At 58.4% G+C, this 23,265-nt stretch carries 17 protein-coding genes; 11 read left to right on the forward strand and 6 right to left on the reverse strand.

What is annotated here, in order from left to right; translation table 11 throughout:
- Positions 1–213 precede the first annotated feature (213 nt).
- The 3 genes from B5F35_RS04600 to B5F35_RS04610 all read right to left on the reverse strand — a co-directional run bounded on the left by B5F35_RS04600 (position 214) and on the right by B5F35_RS04610 (position 1,655).
- Positions 214–672, reverse strand: a complete 459-nt coding sequence (locus tag B5F35_RS04600) for a hypothetical protein (protein ID WP_087238522.1) — start codon at positions 670–672, stop codon at positions 214–216.
- The gene (relB, locus tag B5F35_RS04605) at positions 659–889 is read right to left on the reverse strand and encodes a type II toxin-antitoxin system RelB family anti-toxin (protein ID WP_087238524.1); all 231 of its coding nucleotides are present in this window, start codon (positions 887–889) and stop codon (positions 659–661) included. The genes B5F35_RS04600 and relB overlap by 14 nt, the downstream gene beginning before the upstream one ends.
- Positions 890–992: 103 nt before the next feature.
- A complete protein-coding gene (locus tag B5F35_RS04610) occupies positions 993–1,655 on the reverse strand; it encodes a M48 family metallopeptidase (protein WP_087238526.1) in 663 nt (220 codons plus the stop codon).
- Positions 1,656–1,860: 205 nt separating this feature from the next.
- On the opposite strand from B5F35_RS04610, the gene B5F35_RS04615 reads away from it, so the two are divergent.
- The 7 genes from B5F35_RS04615 to nrdJ all read left to right on the forward strand — a co-directional run bounded on the left by B5F35_RS04615 (position 1,861) and on the right by nrdJ (position 10,419).
- Entirely contained in the window at positions 1,861–2,085 is a 225-nt protein-coding gene (locus B5F35_RS04615; RefSeq protein WP_242969398.1) for a hypothetical protein, read from the forward strand.
- 128 nt (positions 2,086–2,213) lie between these two features.
- Positions 2,214–2,702 carry an RNA polymerase sigma factor gene (locus tag B5F35_RS04620; protein ID WP_087238528.1) on the forward strand — a complete coding sequence of 163 codons (489 nt, stop codon included), beginning with the start codon at positions 2,214–2,216 and terminating at the stop codon, positions 2,700–2,702.
- Complete coding sequence (locus B5F35_RS04625; RefSeq protein WP_087238531.1) at positions 2,702–3,661, forward strand: hypothetical protein; 960 nt, start codon at positions 2,702–2,704, stop codon at positions 3,659–3,661. Before B5F35_RS04620 ends, B5F35_RS04625 begins: the two co-directional genes overlap by 1 nt.
- A gap of 212 nt (positions 3,662–3,873) precedes the next feature.
- Entirely contained in the window at positions 3,874–5,298 is a 1,425-nt protein-coding gene (locus B5F35_RS04630) for an MATE family efflux transporter (RefSeq protein ID WP_087238534.1), read from the forward strand.
- 102 nt (positions 5,299–5,400) lie between these two features.
- Positions 5,401–6,687 (forward strand): 5-bromo-4-chloroindolyl phosphate hydrolysis family protein, encoded by a 1,287-nt coding sequence (locus tag B5F35_RS04635; protein ID WP_087238536.1) that lies wholly within the window; start codon positions 5,401–5,403, stop codon positions 6,685–6,687.
- Between the two features lie 42 nt (positions 6,688–6,729).
- On the forward strand, positions 6,730–7,890 hold the full coding sequence (locus B5F35_RS04640) for a toxic anion resistance protein (protein WP_087238538.1): 1,161 nt from the start codon (positions 6,730–6,732) through the stop codon (positions 7,888–7,890).
- 186 nt (positions 7,891–8,076) lie between these two features.
- Positions 8,077–10,419, forward strand: a complete 2,343-nt coding sequence (nrdJ, locus tag B5F35_RS04645; protein ID WP_087238540.1) for a ribonucleoside-triphosphate reductase, adenosylcobalamin-dependent — start codon at positions 8,077–8,079, stop codon at positions 10,417–10,419.
- Between the two features lie 234 nt (positions 10,420–10,653).
- Here the strand turns inward: nrdJ and B5F35_RS18665 are convergent, their stop codons facing one another.
- The gene (locus B5F35_RS18665) at positions 10,654–14,040 is read right to left on the reverse strand and encodes a YDG domain-containing protein (RefSeq protein WP_087238542.1); all 3,387 of its coding nucleotides are present in this window, start codon (positions 14,038–14,040) and stop codon (positions 10,654–10,656) included.
- A gap of 388 nt (positions 14,041–14,428) precedes the next feature.
- Here B5F35_RS18665 and B5F35_RS04655 point away from each other — a divergent pair, with 388 nt between their 5' ends.
- The 4 genes from B5F35_RS04655 (at position 14,429) to B5F35_RS04670 (ending at position 19,753) form a co-directional block, all read left to right on the forward strand.
- On the forward strand, positions 14,429–15,163 hold the full coding sequence (locus B5F35_RS04655) for a hypothetical protein (protein WP_087238544.1): 735 nt from the start codon (positions 14,429–14,431) through the stop codon (positions 15,161–15,163).
- A 243-nt stretch (positions 15,164–15,406) separates the two neighbouring features.
- Positions 15,407–16,633 (forward strand): ROK family protein, encoded by a 1,227-nt coding sequence (locus B5F35_RS04660; protein ID WP_087238546.1) that lies wholly within the window; start codon positions 15,407–15,409, stop codon positions 16,631–16,633.
- A 59-nt stretch (positions 16,634–16,692) separates the two neighbouring features.
- The gene (locus tag B5F35_RS04665) at positions 16,693–19,128 is read left to right on the forward strand and encodes an alpha-mannosidase (protein ID WP_087238548.1); all 2,436 of its coding nucleotides are present in this window, start codon (positions 16,693–16,695) and stop codon (positions 19,126–19,128) included.
- Entirely contained in the window at positions 19,103–19,753 is a 651-nt protein-coding gene (locus tag B5F35_RS04670) for a D-sedoheptulose-7-phosphate isomerase (protein ID WP_087238550.1), read from the forward strand. Before B5F35_RS04665 ends, B5F35_RS04670 begins: the two co-directional genes overlap by 26 nt.
- Positions 19,754–19,828: 75 nt before the next feature.
- On the opposite strand, the gene B5F35_RS04675 is transcribed toward B5F35_RS04670, so the two are convergent.
- Complete coding sequence (locus tag B5F35_RS04675) at positions 19,829–21,157, reverse strand: MATE family efflux transporter (protein ID WP_442856426.1); 1,329 nt, start codon at positions 21,155–21,157, stop codon at positions 19,829–19,831.
- 231 nt (positions 21,158–21,388) lie between these two features.
- A complete protein-coding gene (abc-f, locus tag B5F35_RS04680; protein ID WP_087238552.1) occupies positions 21,389–23,044 on the reverse strand; it encodes a ribosomal protection-like ABC-F family protein in 1,656 nt (551 codons plus the stop codon).
- Positions 23,045–23,265: the final 221 nt, after the last annotated feature.

Below are 23,265 nucleotides of genomic sequence, written 5' to 3' on the forward strand. Positions count from 1 at the left end.
AAGCCTCCCTGTGTGAGCTGAATTCCGTATGGAGCGGGCCGGTTTTGGGGCCGCTCCCGGATCCGGTTTTCAGACCCGATTCGCAATTTTTCATTATACAATATTTTACCCTTAAATTCCACACAAGGGACGGATTTCCCGAAGGATTGTATTGTTGCACAAAGAAACGGGAAAGCCCGTCGGGGGCTTTCCCGCTCCTGCCGAAAACCGGCGTCAGTATTTTCGATCGTAGTAAAGGTAGGTCCCGGCCTTGAGGACAATCGCCGCGCACAGCAGGCCGAATGCCGTGTAAAAGGCGGCCATGTTGAACAGTCCCGTGCCGAACACAACGATCGCGGTCACAAGGAGCAGTGCGTCCATGGGGAATCCGCCGCTCTTGTCGTGCAGAAAATGCGTCCGCTCGTCGCGCTCCGCTTCCTGCTGTTCCCGCAGGAGCAGGCGGTTTTTGAGAAGCTTTTTATTCGCGTGGATCCGTACCCCGAGAAAGATCACGCCGCCAAAGTAGAGCAGATCCGTGACAAAATCCGCTGTGCGCGTCATCATGCGGGAATCTCCTCCGCCCAGCTCGACCAGAACAATCATATAGGCTGTCATCAGGACGATTGCCATCCAGCAGCCCCAGATCCGCAGCCGGATGGTTTTTGTGTAGGCCGGTGCTTCAGATGGTTTCATACTTCTCCTCCTCCAGCTTCAAATTCTCCCGCAGGCAGTACAGCTCCTCAATGGTCGTGCCGAATTCCAGCGCGATCCGGTACGCCAGCAGAAGGGATGGGTTGTACTGCCCCTGTTCCAGGGATATAATGGTGCGCGACGAGACGTGGACGCGCTCTGCCAGCTGCTGCTGCGTCAGGCCCTTCTCCCTGCGCAGCTCGCGAACCCGGTTGTTCACTCCATCCCTCCTCTCCACATAAAAAATATGAAGGAAACTTCATGTGAAGCTACCTTCATATTACAGGAACTTTTCTGGTTTGTCAAGGCATCCGGCGGCGGTTTCAGAAATTTCTCCGCGTCAGCTCCTGCGCGAGGATGGCGAGCTCCGCGCGGCGCTCCTTCCAGTCAGGGAGAAAAGAGGCGACGCGCGCCCAGAAGCGCGGAGAGTGGTTGTGTTCGGCAATGTGGCACAGCTCGTGGACAATGACATAGTCGATGCAGGCGGGGGAAGCGGTGATGAGCCGCCAGGACAGGGTGATCGCGTTTTTGCCGGAGCAGCAGCCCCAGCTGGTGCGGGCGGAGCCGACGCGCACCGAGGCAGGGGAAAGGCCGGTTTGCTTTACCCAATACGAGACACGTGCGGGAAGCGTATCCTTTGCCAGCGCGCGGCAGACAGCGGCGGCCTGTGCACGCACCTCCAGCGGGCCGGGGCCGGGCAGAACAAAGGAGCCGTCCTCAAAACGGGCGGGAGATCCGGGGAGGATGGGATATTCCGTGCCGAGGAGCGGAAGCGTCTGCGGCATGGCCTGCGCCTGCCGGCATCGTTCTTCCGCCCGCTCGCGCACCAGCGCGGATTTTTCCAGGATCCAGCTTTCCTTGGCGCGTACAAATTCATCGATCCGCGCTTTGGACAGGCGGAGCGGAGCGCGTACCTCGAACGAGCCGTCCGGCCGGATATAGATGCCCACCGTTTTCCGGCGGGATCGGATGAGCGGATATTCCATGAAAAAGACCTCCTCGCTGTTCTTCCCCGCGTTAGTTCTGCCTGCCCGTGTCCGGTTCAAAAGGGGAATGCTTCAAAGGTATCGTATCACAGAGAAAGACCGGGGACAAGGCACAAATAGGGCTGGCATTTCGGGCGGCGGGATGCTATAATGAATAGAACACAAGCGGAAAGGCCGCGGCACAGACGAAAAGGAGGGAGCCCCCTTGCTGTTTCACAGAAAGAAAAAGGATTATTTCGGGGACAAGATCGAGACGGACTGCGCATATTGCCGGTTTGGCTCGGATTTTGACGGGGCCGTCGTGTGCAAGGTGGGCCTGGATCTGGAGCCGGACGGCTCGTGCCGGAAGTTTTCGTATGACCCGCTCAAGCGCAAGCCGTTTGCCCCGCCGCCGCTGCGGGAATACGATCCGGACGATTTCAAGCTTTGACAGGGCGGGCGGAGTGCCAAAAGGGCGTCCGTCCGTTTTCTTTTGATTATATGTAACATTTGAGGGAGCGCCGCGGTATTCCGATCAGAACAGGATCGCGCGGCGCGGAGAAGGAGGCATCCGTTAGGATGGATCAGCCTGCGGCATACCGCGCCCCGACGCCGGAGGAGGCAGTCGGGCAATATGGCGACACCGTATACCGTCTGGCCTATGCCAAGACCGGCAGCCGGTCGGACGCGGACGACATTTATCAGGAGGTTTTCCTGCGTTATCTGCGCACAAGGCCGGCATTTGAGAGCCCGGACCACGCCAAAGCGTGGTTCCTGCGCGTGACGCTCAACTGCATGAAGAGCTTTTGGGGCTCGACCTTCCGCCGCCGCACCGTCCCGCTTGACGAGACGCTGCCGACGGAGGACAATCCCTCGGACGGCTCCATGGAGTCGTATCTCCGGCGTCTGCCGGAGCAGTACCGCGCGGTGATTCACCTGTTCTATTATGAGGATCTGCCCACAGCGGAGATCGCACGGCTTCTGCGCCGCCGCGAGACGACTGTGCGCGTGCAGCTGATGCGGGCGCGGCAGATGCTCAGGGAAATGATGGAAAAGGAGGACGGATAATGACCGAACGGGAATTTGACGAGAAGCTGCGTGCGCGTTACCATGCCGCGGCATCCTCCTGGACGCCGGAAACGAAAACGCGCGACGCCCTGGTGGAGCGTCTCACGAAACAAAAAGCGCCGCGCCGCGCTCCCCAATATCTGCGTCCCGCTGTGGCTCTTTGCTGCTGCGCGCTGGCAGCCGCGGCGGCGCTGTTTGCCTGGCAGGGGCAAACCACCGATCTGCCCGCTGTTTCGGAGGAGACGGTGCAGACGCAGGGAGCGGCGGACGCTGCCGCACCCTATGCGGCAGCTACTGCCGGGGCGCAGCAGGAGGCGGAAGATGCCGCCGGATCCGGCGGGGAGACTGCGGACAGAGTGGACGCGGTTTCCCCCAAGCAGGCGGAGCCCAATGCCGCCCTGGCCGCGATGGCGCCGGAAACCTACGCGGACACGGAGCAGGCGCAAAACGATGCCGGCGCGGTTCGCAGCAGCGCTTCCCCTCTGACGGGAGAAGAGGCCCGCACGGTCGCGGAGCTGGGCGCGCTGCTTCCCGCTTCGCAGGAAGCGCTGCCCGAGGAAACGGCATACCAGGAGACTTTGGAAAGCGGAACGGTTCTGATGCTTCTCTGCACAGGGACCAGCAGCGAATTATCGGTGCGCGTGTCCGCTGTGACGGCAGAGCAGCAGGAACGTCTGGTGTCGGTGGACGAGCCGGAAACCTATGATCTGACCCTGTGCGGCCTGCCGCTTGCGGAAAGCGTTCCGGAGGATCGGCAGTCCCGCGTGGAAAACCCCATTTTCATGGCCGAGGAGCTGAGCGTTTCCGTGCTGGAAGCGCGGCAGGAGCCGGAGGAAGGCACCATGCGCTTCGGCGTGCTGTGCGGGGATTTTGCCGCGGAGTATGTCTGCAAAGGTATGACACCGCAGGAGGCCTATGACGCGGTCACGTCGGCAGCGTATTTTACGTCCGGGACATAAAAATTGCAAAAGAACCAGAAAGAGTGCGGCTCCGGTCATATCGGGCCGCGCTCTTTTGCGTGGATTCCCTTGCACCGTGCCGCCCGGCTTTGCTATAATAGCGGTGTCCCCGGCGAAACCGCGTGAAGTTTTCGCTCAAGCCTTTTTCAAAAGGCTTGCCGGGGGATTGCAAAGGGGGCGGAGTCCCCTTTGATTATTCAGGAGGAGTTTTGATGGTTTCATTTTCCGCGCTGCTTCAGGAGGGCCGCACACCGACGCGGCGGGAGGAAATTTCCGCCGTCCTCGCGCTGTCGTGGCCCGCGATTGTCCAGCAGCTCATGCTCACATTGGTTCAGTATATCGACACCGCCATGGTCGGATCGCTGGGCCCCAACGCGACGGCCTCGGTCGGCGTGGTGTCCAGCTCCGTCTGGCTTTTCAACGGCCTTTTGGGCGCGGCGGCGATCGGTTTTGCCGTGCAGGTGGCCCAGCACATCGGGGCCGGGGAGACGGAGCAGGCTCGCGGCGTGGTGCGGGAATCGCTCCTGTTCAACGTCCTCTTTGGCCTGTTTATGGGTGCGCTGGCCGTGGGACTGTCGTTTCCGCTGCCGGGGCTTCTGGGAGCGGAGGAGGCAATTCAGCCGGACGCGTCCTGGTATTTCCGGATCGTTGGCTGTTCGATGCCGTTTCTCATGGCGATCAATCTTCTCTCGTCGCTTTTGCGCTGCATGGGGGATACGCGCACACCGATGCTGTATAATATTACCCTCAACATTCTCAACACGATCTTTAATTTCCTGTTGATTTATCCTTCCCGGGAAGCCAGTCTGTTCGGAACAACGCTGTGGCTGCCGGGGGCCGGGCTGGGCGTGCCGGGAGCGGCGCTCGGGTCAGCGTTTGCCTCGCTGCTGGTGGCTCTCTTATTTTTGCGGCGCTTTTTCCGCCGGGGATTTCCGCTGCAAATCCATCTGCGCGACAAATTCCGGTTTACAAAGTCCTGTCTCTCGGCCATGGTGCGCATTGCGATCCCGCAGGCGATGGCGCACACGGCCTCCTGCGGCGCGCAGATCGCCGTCACGGTAATTGCCGCCGGTCTCGGCACGCAGGCCGTCGCGGCCAACTCGCTCGCCGTCACGGCGGAAGCGCTGTGCTACCAGCCGGGATACGGCGTTTCCACCGCCGCCACCACGCTGGTTGGGCAGGCGATCGGCGCGGGCCGGCGCGATATGGCGGTGCGCTTCGCGCGCGTGAGCACATGGCTCGGCATGGCGATTATGACCGGCACGGGCCTTCTGATGTTCCTGTTTGCGGAGCCGCTGATCGGCATGTTCACCCCGGATGTGGATGTGATGCGTCTCGGCGCATCCGTTCTGCGGATCGAAGCCTTTGCGGAGCCGCTTTTTGCCGCGTCGATTGTGGCGTCCGGCGCGTTCTCCGGTGCGGGAGACACAAAATGGTCGTTTGCCGCGAACCTTCTCTCCATGTGGGGCGTGCGTCTGCCGATCGCGCTGCTGCTCATCGGCTCACTGGGCCTGACGGGCATGTGGATCGCGATGTGCTGTGAACTGTCTCTCAAGGGCCTTGTGTTCCTGTGGCGGCTTCGCTCCAACCGGTGGCTGGACAGCGGCACGGTGGTCGTGGGCAGAGAGCGCGCGTGATGCGTCCGGGTCTTGTGCTTTGCCCATGAATACGATATAATAAAAAGAACAGTGAACAGCCGGGAGTGTCCCGGTGTCTGACAGAGAAAGGGTCAGCAGCGTATGAGTAACAATTCCGATTTTTCCGATCTGGGAAGAGATGTGGGCCGGGCGGTGCGCGACGCCGTTCAGGACTTCACCCATTCCCGGACGTTTGACGAGATCAAGCGCAGCGTGGACGATATCCGCCGCGGCGTGGACGACGCTATCGATAAAATGAATTCCCCGAAGCCCGGCTCCGGGCCTGCATCCGGACCTGCATCCGGACCGATCCCCGGCCCTGTGGAGCCGCCGTTTCAGGCTGCTCCTATCCGGCAGGAGCCCGCCGCTCCGCAGAGGAAGGAATTCAATCCCAAACGCAAAAAGGAAAAGCCCCGTTTCCCCGCGCCTTCCAGGGCAAAATCGATCACGTTTCTGGTGCTGGGAATCGTGTTCGGTTCCATTTTCAGCCTTTTGAGCGTGGCCTTTCTGCTTGTTGCGATGCTGGGGGCTTCGCCCATGGCGTTCCCGGCCGGATTCTTCGGCGTGCTGGCGGCGGTGTCCGCTGTGGGGATCATCAGCGGCGGGGTGGGATGCAGCTTCCACAAGCGGTTTCGCGTTTACTGTGAATGCCTTGGCCGTGCGGATTTCTGCACGGTGGAGCAGCTGGCCGCTCAGGTGGGCCGCTCGCAGAAAAAAACGCTGCGTGATTTGAATAAGATGATTGCGCGGGGCTGGTTCCCGCATTGCCATATTGACCGCGCCGGAACGACCTTCATGGCGAATGAAGAGACGTACCGCCAGTACCTGCGCGCGGAGCAGTCGCGCATGGAGCGCGAAAACCGGGAAGCCGCGCGGAGCGCCCCGGTCGATACCGGAAACAAGGAGCTCGACGAGGCCATCGAGGAGGGCCGCGCCTATATTCGCCGGATTCATGAGGCGAACGACGCGATCCCCGGCGAGGAGGTTTCCCGCCGGCTGGACGAGATGGAGGATATCGGCATCCACATTTTCGCCGTGGTGGAGCATAACCCGGAGAAGCTGCCCGAAATCCGCCGCTTTATGAATTATTACCTGCCCACAACGCTCAAGCTGCTGGACGCTTACCGGGAGTTTGACCGCCAGCCTGTACAGGGTGAGACGCTGGCCAGCGCCAAGCGCGAGATCGAGGAAACGCTCGACACTATCGTGCTTGCGTTCCGGAACCTGCTCGACAGCCTGTATGAGAAGGACGCAATGGATGTTTCCGCCGATATTTCCGTCTTGCGCGCGATGTTTGCCCGCGAGGGCCTGACCGGCAAGGATTTCAAGAAAAAGGACGCGCCGGCCGCGCAGGAACAGGACGATCCCCAAATTGAACTGAAATTGTAGTAGAGTGGCGGCGCACCGCGCCGCGGGAGGAGGATTTGCAAGATGGATGACAAGATGCCCCAGGTGTCTCTGGAACTGGACCCCACCCCCACGCTGACGCTGGAAACGGAGGAGCCGAAGCAGGAGCTTCAGGCGGCTCCCCCAAAAGAGGAGGAAGCCCCCGTCCTTGACGACTCCAATCTGACGCCGGAGGAAAAGAAGATGGTGGACGATTTCGCGCAGAAAATCGATCTGACCAATACCTCCCTTGTGCTGCAATACGGCGCGGGCGCCCAGAAAAAGATGGCCGATTTCTCCGGCACCGCTCTGGACAACGTGCGCACGAAGGATCTCGGCGAAGTGGGCGACATGCTCAGCGGGATTGTGGGCGAGCTGCGCAACTTCGACGTGGAGGAGGAAGACAAGGGCTTTTTCAGCTTCTTCAAAAAGACCTCCAACAAACTCAACAATATGCGCGCCAAGTACGAGAAGGCGGAAGCGAATATCAATAAGGTGTGCGAGAGCCTGGAAAACCATCAGGTGCAGCTCATGAAGGACGTGGCCCTGCTCGACAAGATGTATGAGCTGAACAAGGTCTATTTCAAAGAGCTGTCCATGTATATCCTCGCAGGCAAGAAAAAGCTGCAAAAGGTGCAGCAGGAGGATCTGCCCGCTCTGGCCGCGAAGGCCAAGGCCTCCGGTCTGCCCGAGGACGCGCAGGCCGCCAACGATCTCTCCGCGATGTGCAACCGCTTTGAAAAGAAGATCCACGATCTGGAGCTGACCCGCATGGTGTCCATCCAGATGGCTCCGCAGATCCGTCTGGTGCAGAACAACGACACTTTGATGTCGGAGAAAATCCAGTCCACGCTCGTCAACACCATCCCCCTCTGGAAGAGCCAGATGGTGCTGGCCATGGGTATCACCCACTCGCAGCAGGCCGCTGAGGCCCAGCGCGAGGTCACGGATATGACAAACGAGCTGCTGCGCCGCAACGCGCAGACGCTGAAAATGGCAACGATCGAGACGGCCAAGGAGTCCGAGCGAGGCATCGTCGATATCGAAACGCTCAAGACCGCGAACGAATCCCTGATCTCCACCCTCGACGAAGTGATCCACATTCAGGACGAGGGACGCCAGAAGCGCCGTGAGGCGGAAGCCGAGCTGGGCCGCATCGAAAACGAGCTCAAACAGAAGCTGCTCGATGTCATGGTGAAGAAGTGATTGGGAAGGCCCCGCGAGGGGCCTTCTTTTTTGCCCTGAAAAAATGTCGCTTCATGACACGAAAAGTCATTGCATTTTCCGGCTTATCCGGGTATAATACAAAATGTTCAGCCTTTTTAGAGGGAAACCACCACATATAGTGGAAAAGAATGTAAAGATTTGAAACGGCAAAGGCGGGAAAAAAGAATGAATGTAAAAAAAAGAAATGGTTCCATCGTGCCCTTCCAGCGGGAGTTTATCAGCCGGGCGATTGGTCTGGCGGCGGCTGCGGCGGGCGAGCACAGCGACGAGGCGGTGGAGCGCACAACGAAGGCCATCGAGGAGAAGCTGTGCGCGATGGCGAAGGACGTCGTGGAGATTGAGACGATCCAGGACACCGTGGAGGAATGCCTGTTTGAACAGCAGCGCTTCCGCACGGCGAAGGCGTATATCCTCTATCGTATCGAGAAGGAAAAAGAGCGCTCCCGCGAGGATTGGAGCGAGGGCCTTCTCTCGCGTGAGTTTCTCAGCCCCTACAAGCACGCGCCGAACCCGATGGAACAGCTTGGTTCCTTTGTCTATTCCCGCACCTATTCGCGCTATCTGCCGAAGTACGGGCGCCGTGAATTCTGGTGGGAGACGGTGCGCCGTGCCGTGGAATACAACTGCTCGCTGGCTCCCACGTCGCGCGAGGAAGCCGAGCAGCTGTATGACAATGTTTATCACCTGCGCCAGTTCCTCTCCGGGCGGACGCTCTGGGTGGGCAATACACCCGTCGCGGATGCGTACCCGATGGCGAACTACAACTGCGCGTTTGAGGTGATTGACGATTTCCACGCCTACCACGATCTATTCTATCTTCTCATGGTGGGCAGCGGTGTGGGGGTGCGCGTCCTGCGCGAGGACGCTGATAAGCTGCCGAAAATCCGCACCGACATGAAGATTCTCCACAAGGCATATTCCCCGCGTCGGGTGAAGGAGCGCCTGGAATACACGAACCTCGATTTCAGCGGCAGTACGGTTATGATTGCGATCGGCGATTCCAAGGAGGGCTGGGCGCAGGCGCTGGAGCACTATTTCCAGATCCTGACGAACAGTGAGTACAGCAAGCTTGACACGATCATTGTGGAGTATGACAGCATCCGTCCCCGCGGGGAGCGTCTGAAGGTGTTCGGCGGCACAGCGAGCGGCTATGAGTCCATGATGGCTATGCTCGACAAGATCCATAAGGTGATCATGATGGCGGGTGTGCGCCACGGAGAGCGTTTGACCCGTCTTGCTCCCCTTGATCTGCTCGATATCGCCAACATCATCGGCGAGAATGTGGTCTCCGGCGGCGTGCGGCGCACCTCTGAGATTGGCCTGATTGATCAGGACGATCAGGACTGCATCAAGGCAAAGAGCAATCTTTACCGCCAGGTGAATGGCCGCTGGGAGATTGATAAGTCCATCGCCCACCGCCAGATGAGCAACAATTCCATTTTCTACCGACGCAAACCCACCCGCGAGCAGCTGCACTGGCATCTGGAGCAGATGCGCTTTTCCGGCGAGCCGGGCTGGGTGAACGAGGAAGCGGGGCTCAAGCGCCGCCCGAATTTCAAGGGCTGCAACCCCTGCGGCGAGATTCTTCTCGACAGCCATGGCATGTGCAACCTCACGACCGTGAACGTGATGGCGTTTGTGAAGGATGGCGTGCTTGACGAGGAGGGCCTGCTGGCCGCGCAGCGCTTGTCCGCCCGTGCGGGCTACCGCATGACGTGCCGGGAGCTGGAGCTGCACGCCTGGAACACGGTGCAGCAGCGCGACCGCCTGCTGGGCTGCTCGCTCACGGGCTGGCAGGATATGGTGAACGCCGCCGGTCTGGGCCGCGAGGATCAGATCCGCCTGCTTGAAAAGCTGCGTGCGGCGGCGCATGAGGCAGCCGGAAAGCTGTCCCGTCAGCTGGGGGAGCGTGAGCCGCTGCTCGTCACCACGGTCAAGCCGGAGGGGACGCTGTCGCTTCTGCCCACCGTTTCGAGCGGTGTGCACTATTCCCACTCGCCCTACTATGTGCGCCGCGTGCGCATCACGGCCACCGATCCGCTCTGCCGCGTCTGTGAGGAGCTTGGCTATCCGGTGTATCCCGAGGTCGGCCAGGATCCGGAGACCTGCAAGACGAAGGTGGTGGAATTCCCCGTCAAGGCTCCCGAGGGCCGTGTGAAGGCGGACGTGTCCGCCGTCGAACAACTGGAAAACTACAAGATGTTCATGGAGCATTATGTGGATCACAACTGCTCGATCACCGTCCACGTGCGGGATAACGAATGGGGAGAGGTGGAAAACTGGGTCTGGGAGAACTGGGACGGCGTGGTTGCCCTGTCCTTCCTCAGCTACGACGACAGCTTCTATGAGCTGCTTCCCTATGAAGCCATCTCGGAGGAAGAGTATCTGCGCCGCAAGCAGGCGATGAAGCCCTTCAATCCCTCCCTGATCTCCAAGTACGAGCACGAGGAATCTGAGCTTGATATTGGCGACTCCGACTGCGTCAACGGTGTCTGCCCCGTCCGCTGAGCAGGCTTAGCCTGCACGCAACGGCCCGCGCGTTGGCGCAGTGGAAAAACGGCAGCCCGGCGGCGCGGGACAGTCTCACCCCGCTCCCGCATTGATTGCAAACAAGGCCCCTCTGCGACACAAGATCGCAGAGGGGCCTTGTTTTGTGTCCCGCGCTGGTTCCACAGAGAAGCGCGGAAGATTTGCTGCGATTTTCAGTTTGTTTGGCAAGTGTTGAGTTTACGGGGAAAATGGTTACTGAATGTGTGCCACTGCTGTGGCAAATGGTGCGCCGTTCACATAGAAGCCGCAGCCGTCGCCCGGTTTTCCAATGGCAATCACCCGGAAAAACCAGTCGCTGCCCTCATTTCCGGCATATTCCACCCGGAAGGAGGAGGAACCGGCGGAAAAGCTGGGACGTTTCTCCGCGGTGAGTTTAAACTGGTAGCTTCCGCCCGGGGCGACAGGGAAGGGAGCGGTCGTGTCGCTCCAAACACCGCCGTAAGGCTCAGCGGTTGTGACAGTGGAAACCTTTGTGCCGTTTACATAGACGTCGCACATCGTGCCGGGTTGACCGACTGTATAAATTTTGTAGAAATAGCTTCCGTTTTCCTTCGAGGCTAACACCGCGTGGAAGCTGGAATTGCTGAGTGTCACAATGGGAGCCGCTCCGTTTGTAGGAGTAAATTGATATTGATAAGAACCGAAGATCTTGAAGTTCCCCACTGTGTCGCTCACACATCCCTTTGGCTGGCTGTTTGGGGCTTGTATACCGCCAGGAACAGAGGTTGTGCCGCCGGTGGGGTCTGAAGGAGTGGGAGTGGTTTCAGGATCCCCGCTGATTGGAAGGATGATGCCTCCCCCGGAAGTGCCGGAGTGATTGCCGCCGGAGCTGCCCGAACTGCTGGAGCTGCCCGAACCGCCGGAGCTGCCCGAACCGCTGGAGCTGCCGCCGCTGGAGCTGCCGCCGCTGGAGCTGCCGCCGCTGGAGCTCTCTCCGCCGGAACCGTCGTCCGGGTCGCCGGTATTGCCGCCGGTGCCGGATGTGGGCTCAATGGTAAGAATTCCATTGACATAGGTGATATTGCTTTCATAGCTGCCATTGGGTGCGGAAACACCCGAAATGGCGATGGTGTAAACACCTGCCGCGGTAGTGTCCGGCTGGATGTTTTGCCCATCCCTCTGATAGTTCATGATGACAGTGCCGCTTAAAGCATCCCCGTTTACCAGTCCCGAGACGGTATAGTGGGTATTTTCGGAAGGAGAACGGAGATCAGGCGCGGCGTCGCCCGCGGAAATGGTCTGATTCAGTGCGGTGACGGTAATGGTAGCTTTGCCGATTGTCAGCCTCAGCGTATCGGAAGCGGCAGCATATGTCTCGTCCTCTGCCTTTGTCGCGGTGAGAGTGACACTGCCCGCTTTGCAGATAACAGCCATGTTCCCTTCCACACGCACAATGGAAGGATCGGAGCTTTCAAAGGTTATCGCTCCTGCGCCGCTGCCCCCGGTGACGGAAAGCGGGAAGGGTGCGTCTCCATAGGTTTTGCTGCCGGGATTTTGTATTGACAAAGGCTCCTGCGATTCCTTATTGGTGCTCCACACCGCAATACTGGCGGAAAAATCCGTGTAATTGGTACAGGAAATGCCGATTTCCACGGTACCAATATTTTCTTCGGAGCTGCTGTTTGCCTTTTGGATAGGAAGGGAAAGCGTATGACCGGAAACGGAGGCTCCTTCTGTATAGTAGCCTTCGTTCAAACGCACGCTGTTCAGCGTATAAGTGACATTACCCAAAACCTGCCCTTCCGGAAGATTGGGAAGAAGCTGGTCCAGATCGAACGTATAGGTGTGTTTCAGCCCATTGGTAACGGTTAGTTCTCCGGGATGGGAAGCCGGTGCGGCTGCTTGTGTGATGTCCACCTCCGGGTTGAGGGGGAGTGCCGCGTCAGGCTGCGTCAGCACATACCGATCCGCCGCGCTGCCTGTCAGGGTCAGCTGAGGTAAGGTTACGGTGGAATAGGTTCCCGCATCCGCACCGCTGACCGTGCCGCTGAGTCCGGAAGTGTCCACGGAAACATCGTCGCCGGACTGGACACCGTCCAGTGTGATGCCGGTGATTGTGACAGCTGTGCTGCCGTCATAAGCCTTGTTTTCCGCCTGTGCTTCGGTGACAGTCAGAACCATGGGGCCGGGGGCTTCCGCGACCGGATCCGTAGGCTGGCTGTTGAGCGTGCCTTCGTAACCGTCCGCTGTTACCGCAACGGAAAGCGTTTGTCCCAGATCGTCCTCGGACGGTGTATAGGTGCTGCCGGCAGCGTCCGGGATTGCCTGATCGCCCCGATACCATTGGTAACGGAGAATTGCTTCTTCAGGAGCGTCATTTACTTCTGCGGTCAGGAGGGAGCCAACCTGAGCGTTGCCGGTGATTTGTACAGTGCCGCTCAGCGTCAGGACGGGAGGCTGGTAGTCCTCGCTGTGCAGTGTCAGAATTTCCTCTCCGTACATCCCAATGATATCTGGTACGGAACCGCCTGCGTCATAGGTATATTTATAATTTTTGGAAGTTTTAAAGGTATAGCCGGAGCTTACATTGCCGGATACAGGAGCTTTCAGGAACAGCTGGTCGGGATATCCCACCGTACCCTCATCGCAGTTGGTGAGATCCGCCATATAATTGTTGCCTTCCAGCCGGACGATGTTCCACATGTGACCCGCGCCGCTCATCTTTCCTGTGATGCTGTAAACGGCCGCATCATCAAACTGAGAAAGATCGCAAAGGTAGGTGAAGGCTTTGGCATATCCCTCGCACACCACATTGGTGTCGGGATTACCGTCAAATACATAGATAATCTGCCAGGGATCCCCATATGGTTTTCCGCCGCTTGCCGCGGCATGGTCATAGCTGGTCAGGGCACAGATTTCCTCTTTGTACCCCTTGAGCTTTTCATAGTCGGATTTCCCGGCATACTTTGCGACAATATCCTGCGCGGTAGCGACAGCCGCCGCCGCAGTTTGTGCTTTTGCAGCGTCCATCTGTGTGGAGGAGCCGTCCCGGTAGCTTTGGGCAACCGGAAGGGTAATGCGAAGATTTGAGAATTGTGCTGTTTGGGAGTATTTTTTTCCAATAGAACTGGTGTATTGAAACCCTTGGGTTTTGTCAAACCAGTACAGCTCATAGGGACAGTTGATCATCAGGTATTCCAAAACCTTGCGCAGATCCACTTTCTGCACGAACAGCTCTTTTCCCTGTTTCTCTATTTCAGAAGTATTGGGATATCCGTCCAAAGTCCATGTAAAGCTGAAATCGGAGATTAGAAACTCTGTGGAACCGCCATTGGCGGCGGTTTCAGCCACCTGGCTTTTCAGGGACTGATAGATTATTTTTTCATCCTCGTTGAGGGCGTCTCCCTCTTCGCCCCAGCTCCCAAGAAGGGAGATCTTCGCTCCGGGAGGCTCCAGAAGCCGGCTGACATACCCGTTTAAAAGCTCCTCGGAATCTGCCAAAGGTACATCGGAAAGTACTCCGGCTGTGCTGCCAGCTATCTTTTCCGGCTTTTCCGCCGCAATGGCCGGAAAAGCTGTTGACAGAACCAGCATGAAACTGCACAGTAGGCTGAGAATCTGCTTTTTCCTGTTCTCCATTTTAATCCCCCTCATTTTTGTATCGGCTCCATTTCCGTCTTTTGCCGCACCGGTCACAGGTCTGCGGAATCCCTGTGTGTTCCTGCCTGCAAGACGAAAGATAGCTTGATAGATAAATTATATAAAAAACATCTGTTTTCTGCAATCATTTTTTGCATAGATTTAACTGTTTGATTTTTATGTATTTTAAAACTTGGTTGAACAGATGGAACAGAAAACTTTCTAATCTACCTTTGACTTGTTTTGTATAGTGGGAATTATTCGGATTATAGCTAAAAAGAAAAAGAATATTATATTATTAAACTTATTTTAATTTTCTCTTGATTTTTTATACCAAATCGCGTATTGTAGGGAGTAGGAAAATCAGAGAAAAGGACGGAGACATCCCATGGAAAATAAAATTATGCTGATCACTTATCCGGACAGTCTTGGCGGAAACCTTCACACGCTGGAAAAGGCCCTGAGCCGCTTCTTTTCCCGTGAAGTGGGGCTGGTGCATATCCTGCCCTTCTTCCCCTCCTCGGGAGACCGCGGCTTTGCCCCGATTACCTATGGTAAAGTGGAGGAAGCTTTCGGGGACTGGACGGATATCCGGAGGCTGGGAGAGCAGTATGGGCTGATGAGCGATTTTATGATCAATCATATCAGCCGCCGTTCCCCGCAGTTCCTCGATTATCAAAAGAACCGAGATGCTTCCCCGTATCGTGAGCTGTTCCTGAACTGGACGCGCTTCTGGGGCGGCGAGCCCTCCCGCGAGGAGGCGGACCGCATCTATAAGCGCAAGGACCGGGACCCGTATCCAAACGGAAAAATCCATGTGATCCATACGTCGGGACATACGATGGGCGGCGTGTGCTTTTGTGTGGAGACGGACGGCGTGAGCGTTCTTGTCGCGGGCGATACGATCTGGGGAGGATTCAGTGAGAAAATCGGATCGGATGAACAGAAATGGAAGGAAAGCCTGGATAAGCTGTGCAGCATGCATTTCGATCTGATGACCTTCGGACACACCGGTCCTGTTTTGTATAGCGACGCGGACGCAAGGCTCCGGGAAGCCAAACGGCAGTTTGCCGTCTATTACAATCCCTGGTTCAAACCGATGTGTGAGCAATTCCGCTATTGATGGGGACGGTTTTCTTCCCGATACGTCTGTCCAGGCAGGAGAGGATGGATAAAGTGCAGGGAAATGGAAGAAGATATATAAAATTTATAGATTGTTTTCACAGAAAACGGCGCATGAATTGTGCGCGGGACTCCGGAAACAAGCTGGATTTTTCTCCCTGTATTCGATATAATGAAAAGACAGGGGGGAAAGCGCCTGCCGTTGAAAAGGAGCAAAATGACAGGGCGGCGGGCGGATTTTGCTATGCGTGAACAAGCAGAAAAATCCATACAACTCAAAAATTACAGCAGGATTTCCCTGCTGAATTATATCCGGAGAAACAAGCACACCACAAAAGCGCGCCTTGCTTCAGTGACAGGGCTGACCTTCATGGCTATCAAAAAAATCATGGAGGAGCTTTTGAAGCTGAACCTTGTGCGTGAGGATTCCTATGAGAACGGCGGCGTGGGCCGCCGCGCCGTGACCTATACCGTCAACGAAAATTACGGCTATACGCTCGGCCTTCATATCAATGTGTTCCGCACCAGCGCGGCTGTGATGAATCTGCATGGGGAAATCCTCTCGATTCAGAGCTTTGAAACGCGGCGGGATGGGGCTTCCTCCTCCGCGGAGCTGATTGATCAGATGGTTGCCCTGGTGGAGAGCGCGATCGCCGAATCCGGCGTTCCGCGGGAAAAGCTGCTTGGGCTTGGAGTCGGTGCGCCCGGCCCTGTCAATTCGTGTGAGGGCGTTGTGTTGTCCCCGCCGAATTTCCCGCTTCTGCGCTACCTTCCCCTGCGGCAGATTTTGGAGGAGCGTCTGTCTCTTCCGGTCAGTGTGCAGAAGGATACAAACGCCATCGCCATGGGCGAATATTGGCGCGGTGCGGGCGCGGGCAGCGAGGATATGGTGTACATCGATGCCGATATGGGAATCGGCTCCAGTTTGATCCTCAACGGCGCCACCTATGAGGGCGCGAACTATATCGCCGGGGAATTCGGGCATATCACGCTCGATCCCAACGGCCCTCTGTGCAACTGTGGGGCGCACGGCTGTGTGGAGGCTGTCAGCTCCGGCCTGGCCATCCTGCGCGAGATGGAGAACCAGCTGTCTTCCCATGCCGAGCATCCCTTGTATGAAAAGCGCTCCTGCCTCACCATTGAAGATCTCATGGAGGCGGCATGCAAAAGCGATCCGCTCACCATCTCCATTTTGAACCGTGCGGCATGCTACATGGGGGCCGCCGTGTCGAATCTCATCAATATTCTGGATCCGCAGATCATCATTCTGGGCGGGATCCTCACGATGGAGTATCCGCAGTATTTCCGGATTGTGCGCGATACCACGCTGAACAAGCGGGTGCAGGGCACCCGGGAAAATGTGCTGGTCCGCTCCGCGCTCGGCAGCCGTGCCGGTGTGATCGGGGCGGGCGAGATTGTCGCCAACCATTTTTACACCACGCTGGTCAGCGAGGTGCTGTCAAAAAGCTGAGCCCGTTGTTCCCCGTATGAGCGGAAGAGCGCGGGCTCTCCGTAAGTCTGGGGGATTTTATGCAAAAAACAATTTTACATATGATCGGAAATTCCCATATCGATCCGGTTTGGTTCTGGAATTGGGAAGAGGGCATGCAGGAGGTCAAGGCCACGCTTTGCTCCGCCCTGGATTGGATGGAGGAATTTCCCGAGTTTCGCTTTACGGGGACGTCGGTCCTCTTTTTCCGCTGGCTGGAGCGCACGGCTCCCGACCGCTTTGAAGAGCTGCGCCGCCGGGTGGCGGAGGGCCGCTTTGAGCTGACGGGCGGCTGGTTTCTGGAGCCCGACTGCCTGCTGCCGCATGGGGAATCCTTTGTGCGGCAGGCGCTGTATTCCCAGCGGTATTTAAAGAAAACCTTTGGGAAAATCTGCCGTATCGGCTCCAATGTGGACAGCTTTGGCCATTCCGGAACGCTGCCGCAGATCCTGCGCAAAAGCGGCATGGATCGCTATGTATTTATGCGCCCGCGCCTGGAAACGCCGGTCTTTCGCTGGCGCGGAAACGACGGCAGCGAGGTGACGGCCCTCTCCCTGCCGGGGGAGTATACCGCCTGGTTCCGGGATAAGACGGTGGAGAATATCGAAAATACGCTTGCCCGCACAAAGGAATGGCCGCAGATGGCCTGCTGCTACGGGGTGGGAAATCACGGCGGCGGCCCGACAATCGACAACATCCGCACAATCCAGGAGCTGGCGGACTACAACGACAAAACAGAGCTCCGTTTCTCAACCTTCGGGGATTTCTTTGACAGCCTTGATACGGAGGCTCTGGAGGTCAAAACGGGATCCTTTGAAAAGGTCAACGCGGGCTGCTATTCCAACGATCTGGAATTCAAGCAGCAGATCCGGCTTGCGGAAAAGCGTCTTGTCGCGGCGGATACCTGCCTTTCCCTTGCAGCGCTTCTGCGCGGGCGCTTTGCTCCGGAGGCGGATGAGATGGAGAGCCTTTGGGAAGGCCTGCTCTTCAATGAGTTTCACGACACGATGGGCGGCACCTGCATCCGGGAGGCCCGTGACGACTGCCACCGTCAGGTGGGCGCGGCGGCCGCGGGGGCCGGGAAGGTGATCGCGCTGTCCGTGCAGGATATCGCAAACAGCCTGGATACGCGCGGAGAAGGCTATCCCCTGCTTCTGGTCAACCCGCACAGCGAAGCGTTTGACGGCCTGCTTGACGTGGAAGCAGAGTGGTTCTGCCAGGATGAGCTGTGCCTGACGGATCCGAAGGGAAATGAGGTCCCCTGCCAGCGGATCAATACCCATGCCAAGGTGACGCATACCACACTCGGGGGGCGGCGGCGCTTCCTGTTTGAAGCAAAGGTTCCGGCGGGCGGATATGCCGTCTACCGGATGCACAAGACAGCTCCGGCGGAGCAGATTGACCGCCGTCATTCTCCGGAGGGGCTGAGCCCGTATGTGCTGGAAAATGAGTATGTGCGCGCACGCTTTGATGAATCCACAGGCCTGCTCTGCTCGCTGACGGAAAAGGAGACGGGCTATGAGAGCCTGAGCGGTGCGGCGCAGTGGCAGGTCTGGACGGACCAGCGGGATTCCTGGGGCGGATTGCAGGGGCGTGTCTATGAGGACACCGGCGAGCGGTTTGTCCTGGAAGCCATCGAGCGGGTGGAGGAGGGTCCCCTGCGCTGCACGGTGCGGGCGGTGTATACGCACGGCCCCTCGCGCCTGACCCAGCTCTGGCGGCTTGGTGCGCACGATCGCTTCCTGACAGTGGAAAACGATCTGGTCTGGAACGAGCCGTGGCATCTGCTCAAGATGGCCTTCCCATGCGCGGGGGGCACATCCTTTGTGCGGGCAGAAGGGGCTTATGGCCTGATGGATCGGGAGATTGCGGACGAAGCGGAGTATTGCATGCACCGCTTTGCCGATGTGCGCGGAAAAGACGGCGCGGGGCTTTGCGTGGCGAACGACAGCCACTATGCGTTCCACTGTGCAGATGGGATGTTCCATCTTACCGCTGTGCGCAGCCCGATCTGGTCGCAGGGAAACAGCCCGGAATGGGAGAACCCGCAGGATACCTACCAGTATGTGAGCCTGGGCGAGCACCGGTTTACGCTCACACTCCGTCCCCATGCCGCCTCCCTCCCGGTGCGGGAGCTGCGGGTGCAGGCGGACAAAACGCAGGGCATGATCGAATACCTGGCCGACAGCTGGCACAGCGGTGCGCATCGGGAGATGGAACGCTCGCTGTACGGAATCGACGCGCAAAATGTGACAATTTCTTTGATAAAGCGTGCGGAGGACGGGGGCGGCTTTGTTGTCCGGATGCTGGAAACAGAAGGGATGCCCTGCCGGGCCGTGCTCCGTCTGGGAGATACGGAAACGCCTTTGTCGTTCGGGCCGTATGAATTGAAAACCGTAAAATTTGAGGAAAAGACAACTACATTCCGGGAGGTTGATTTGCTTGAGTGGGATGCCGAAACAGGAAAGAACGCCTGAGGCGCAGCTGGAGCGCCTGATCCGCCGCCATCCGGCCCTGGAGCCGCTGCGGGAGACCATCTGGACGGCGTATCAGAACATGGAGGCTTCCTTTGCCTCCGGCGGTAAGCTGCTGGTGTGCGGAAACGGCGGTTCGGCCGCGGACGCGGATCATATTGTGGGAGAACTGATGAAGGGGTTTTACCTCAAACGTCCGCTTCCCGTCCAGGAGCGGGAGAAGCTGGGGCCGGTGGGAGAAAAGCTTCAGGGAGCTCTGCCCGCCATCGCCCTGACCCAGCACGCGGGCCTTTCCACCGCGTTTCTCAACGATGTGGATCCGTTTCTGATCTACGCCCAGCAGGTGTATGGCTATGGGCGTACCGGGGACTGCTTCCTCGGGATCAGCACCTCGGGGAACGCGCGCAACGTCTGTGAGGCGGCCCGCGTCGCCCGTGCAAAGGGGATGACGACGCTCGCGCTGACAGGAGCGGGCGGCGGGACGCTCCGGGAGATTTGTGATGTCTGCATCCGTGTTCCGGAGACGGTCACGGCGGATATCCAGGAGCTGCATCTGCCGGTTTATCATGCGCTCTGCGCCATGCTGGAAATGCGCTTTTTTGCTGCCGCGGAGCCGGAGAATCCGTAAGGAGAACACAAGAAAAAACGGCGCCCTTTTGGCTGAAAACCAGCCGGAAGGGCGCCGTTTTTGCGGGGAAGCCTTTTATCCCGCACGCTGGGGGCTGGAAGCAGGCTCCTTGAGCTGCGGCCATACGGTGGCCAGCATAGTGAAAAAGCATGCCGCACCGCCGATAAAATTCGAGATCGGCTCCGCCAGAAATACGCCGTTGACTCCAAGGCCGAACAGGTGCGGCAGGATGAGCGTGAGCGGCACCACAATGATGGCCTTGCGCAGAAGGGAGAAAAAGACAGCCTGCTTGGATCTTCCCAGCGCCACAAAGACGGACTGCCCCGAAAATTGCAGGGACATCATGAAGAAGCCGAAGAAATAGAGGTTCAGCGCCGGAACACCGTCCGCAATCAGCGCCGGTTCGCTGTTAAAAATATGGATGAAAAATTCCGGGAAGATCATCAGGATGATCCAGGCCACGGTGGTGTATGCGATACAGACGATGCTGGTAAAGCGGATGCCGGAGCGCACACGCGAATATTGCTTTGCTCCGTAGTTGAAGCCCATGACGGGCTGCGCGCCGTTTGTCAGGCCGTTGACAGGCATGGTGAGCACCTCGCGGATCGAGTTGATGACCGTCATAATGCCGACATAGAGATCGCCGCCGAATTGCTGCAAGGTAGCGTTGCACACAATCTGAACCGCGCCGTTTGTCACCGCCATCATGAAGCCCGACAGGCCAAGTGCGGAAATCTGTCCCACCAGCGTTTTCTGGAGACGCATCCGCGCGGGCCTGAGATGGTAGATCGCTTTTTTACCGGTCAGAAAACGCAGCACCCATGCCGCGGAGAGGAACTGGGAGATCACCGTGGCCAGCGCCGCGCCCTGTACCCCCATGTGAAACAAAAAGATAAAGATCGGATCCAGCACGATATTCACCACGGCCCCGAGCAGCACGGTCATCATCCCCATGCGGCCGAAGCCCTGTGAGTTGATAAAGCTGTTCATCCCCAGGCCGATCATGACAAAGATCGTACCAATTAAATAGATGGTCAGATAGCTGTCCGCGTAGGGAAACGTCTGGTCGCTGGCACCGAAGAGATACAGAATCGGCTTTTTGAGAGCGAGAAAAAAGGCGGTCAGGACAACGCCGGAAATCAGCAGCAGGGAAAATGAGTTGTTCATCACCGTTTCCGCGCGTTCATGATTGCCTTCCCCGCGTGCGATCGAGCACAGCGGCGCGCCGCCCATGCCGAACAGCTGGGTGAACGCCGAAATGATGCTGATGATCGGGAATGTCAGGCCGATCCCCGTCAGCGCCAGTGTGGACGCTTCCGGCAGATGGCCGATATACATCCGGTCCACCACGCTGTACAGCACGTTGATCAGCTGTGCCGCCGTCATCGGCACGGCCAGGCTCATGATGCAGCGCGCAACACTGCCCTTGGAAAAATCATTCTTCGTTTCCGCCAATGCTCCGTTCATCCTTTCCATACAAAACCGGCCATTCGTTTCCCCAACCGGGATCCGCTTTCCGAACGCGGGGGAGCGGGGAACCCATGGATTTTTGCTTCCCCTTTCAAAAGCTCGCGTTCTCCTTTTTGTGTGTTCTTTTTATTGTACTCCTTTCGGAAAGCGTTGGCAAGAAACCAATTATTCTTTTGCCCTGGCGGCAGCTTCACGTTTTTGGCGGAGCAGCTCCTGAAATTCGCGTTCGAGCGCTTCCTTGTCCGGGCAGCGGGGAAGCGAGAGGCGGGAGATCACCTCCGCAAGGCGCAATTCAAGCAGCTTGCCGTCCATTTTTTCCGTTTCCGGTTTTGGGGCGGCTTTTTCCCGCTCCACGGCGGACGGACCGCCCTCATGCCGCACCAGCCTGCCGTTTTCAAAGGCAAGCGTCTGCCGGGCCAGCGCGTCGGCAAAGCGGCGGTCATGGGTCACCAGCAAAAAGCCGCCCTCATACTGCGCCAGCGTCTCCTGCAAGGCGCGCAGGGAATCCATGTCCAGATAGTTTGTCGGCTCGTCGAGCAGCAGAAAATTGACGGGAGAGACGAGCAGGCAGGCGAACGAAAGCTTCACGCGCTCCCCGCCGCTGAGGACGGAGACGGGGCGGTACACATCCTCCCGCCGGAACAGCAGGCGCGCGAGCAGAGAACGCACCGTCTGCTCGTTCTGCACCGCGCTGCGCATCGCGTTTTCGAGCACGGTTTTTTCCGGGTCGAGGTTGTCAAGCGACTGCTGGAAATAGCCGGCGCGCAGCTTGGGCGCGGCGAAGATCTCCCGGCTTTCCGTTTCGATCGCGCGTGCCAGATATCCCATGAGCGTCGTTTTCCCGCAGCCGTTCGGGCCATACAGAAGGGTATGGGATCCCTTTTGCAGCTCAAAGGATGCGTCCCGGAGCAGCGTCTTTTCACCCGCCGTGAGCGTGAGCGAGGGAACGCGCAGCAGAATTTTGTTTTCGGGCGGATTGGTCAGGGAAAAGTCAAAGTGGACGGCCTCCGCCTCGCGCGGGGCTTCCTTTTTCTCCAGCCGCGCCAGCCGCGACTCAATGCTCTTCCTTCCCTGGGCAATTTTGCTCTGTGTGTCCGTTTCACTGCGCTTGTGCAGCCGCGTTTCGGAATTTCCCATACGCGAGGGCGCGCGCCGCACGGCGGACTGCTTTTCCCGCAGGGATTGCATGGAGCGTTCCAGCCGGGCCTTCTCCTTCCGGTAAGCCTCCGCCTCAAAGCGGCGGCGTTCCAGCTCCTGTTCCTTTTGACGCTCGAAGGCGTCATAGCTGCCTTCATAGCGCAGAAGCTTTCCCTCGCGCAGCTCCCAGATTTGGGTGCAGAGCCGCTCCAGTACGGCCCGGTCGTGGCTGACAAGGAGGAACGCGTTCTGTGCTTCCATCCGGCGGCAGAACAGCTCGATCCCTTCCCAATCCAGGTTGGAGGTCGGTTCGTCCGCGAACAGCAGCGGCGGTTTTTTCCCCAGCGACGCGGCCAGCTTGCGGCGGGACTGCTCCCCGCCGCTCATGCGGTCAACAGGAGCATGTGTGCCGCGCAGGCCGAAGCGGCTGAGCGATTCCGGATCCGGTGCTTCTTCCCCTGGGCCAAGCTGGGAAAAGAACGCGATCGGGCAGCGCGCGTGCACGGTTCCCTCGTCGGGGCGCAGACGGCCGGACAAAATGGCGAGCAGCGTGGATTTGCCGCTTCCGTTCGGCCCGACCAGGCCGATCCGGTCGCCGTCGTACAGGGCGAGCGGCTCCGTGGAAAAGAGGAGCCGTTCCCCCGCGTATTGTGTCAAAGCGGTGGTTTCCAGTAAAATGGGCATAAAAAATCCCTCCGTCACAGCGGGAGGGTTTTGTGCGGCGGGCAGCGGCGCGCAGCCGTACCCCAAAAAGGGACGGCGGCACGCAGGATCGCAAAGCCTCGAACGGCAGCACAAAACAGAGCGCCTGTCGCGCCCTCCCGACTCAAAAATCAGGTGTGCAGTTAACCGTTCAGATATTACGCATCCTCTTTCGGCACCTTCGGCCTGTTTCCAAAAGCAAA

The organism is Anaeromassilibacillus sp. An200 (genome assembly GCF_002160025.1).
Lineage (GTDB): Bacteria > Bacillota > Clostridia > Oscillospirales > Acutalibacteraceae > Caccousia > Caccousia stercoris.

Excerpts from the sequence above, each read along its gene's own strand:
- B5F35_RS04600 (WP_087238522.1), bottom strand. The coding sequence starts at position 672 with ATGAAACCATCTGAAGCACCGGCCTACACAAAAACCATCCGGCTGCGG.
- B5F35_RS04610 (WP_087238526.1), bottom strand. The coding sequence starts at position 1,655 with ATGGAATATCCGCTCATCCGATCCCGCCGGAAAACGGTGGGCATCTAT.
- B5F35_RS04620 (WP_087238528.1), top strand. The coding sequence starts at position 2,214 with ATGGATCAGCCTGCGGCATACCGCGCCCCGACGCCGGAGGAGGCAGTC.
- B5F35_RS04625 (WP_087238531.1), top strand. The coding sequence starts at position 2,702 with ATGACCGAACGGGAATTTGACGAGAAGCTGCGTGCGCGTTACCATGCC.
- B5F35_RS04630 (WP_087238534.1), top strand. The coding sequence starts at position 3,874 with ATGGTTTCATTTTCCGCGCTGCTTCAGGAGGGCCGCACACCGACGCGG.
- B5F35_RS04635 (WP_087238536.1), top strand. The coding sequence starts at position 5,401 with ATGAGTAACAATTCCGATTTTTCCGATCTGGGAAGAGATGTGGGCCGG.
- B5F35_RS04640 (WP_087238538.1), top strand. The coding sequence starts at position 6,730 with ATGGATGACAAGATGCCCCAGGTGTCTCTGGAACTGGACCCCACCCCC.
- nrdJ (WP_087238540.1), top strand. The coding sequence starts at position 8,077 with ATGAATGTAAAAAAAAGAAATGGTTCCATCGTGCCCTTCCAGCGGGAG.
- B5F35_RS18665 (WP_087238542.1), bottom strand. The coding sequence starts at position 14,040 with ATGGAGAACAGGAAAAAGCAGATTCTCAGCCTACTGTGCAGTTTCATG.
- B5F35_RS04655 (WP_087238544.1), top strand. The coding sequence starts at position 14,429 with ATGGAAAATAAAATTATGCTGATCACTTATCCGGACAGTCTTGGCGGA.
- B5F35_RS04660 (WP_087238546.1), top strand. The coding sequence starts at position 15,407 with ATGCGTGAACAAGCAGAAAAATCCATACAACTCAAAAATTACAGCAGG.
- B5F35_RS04665 (WP_087238548.1), top strand. The coding sequence starts at position 16,693 with ATGCAAAAAACAATTTTACATATGATCGGAAATTCCCATATCGATCCG.
- B5F35_RS04670 (WP_087238550.1), top strand. The coding sequence starts at position 19,103 with ATGCCGAAACAGGAAAGAACGCCTGAGGCGCAGCTGGAGCGCCTGATC.
- B5F35_RS04675 (WP_442856426.1), bottom strand. The coding sequence starts at position 21,157 with ATGAGCCTGGCCGTGCCGATGACGGCGGCACAGCTGATCAACGTGCTG.
- abc-f (WP_087238552.1), bottom strand. The coding sequence starts at position 23,044 with ATGCCCATTTTACTGGAAACCACCGCTTTGACACAATACGCGGGGGAA.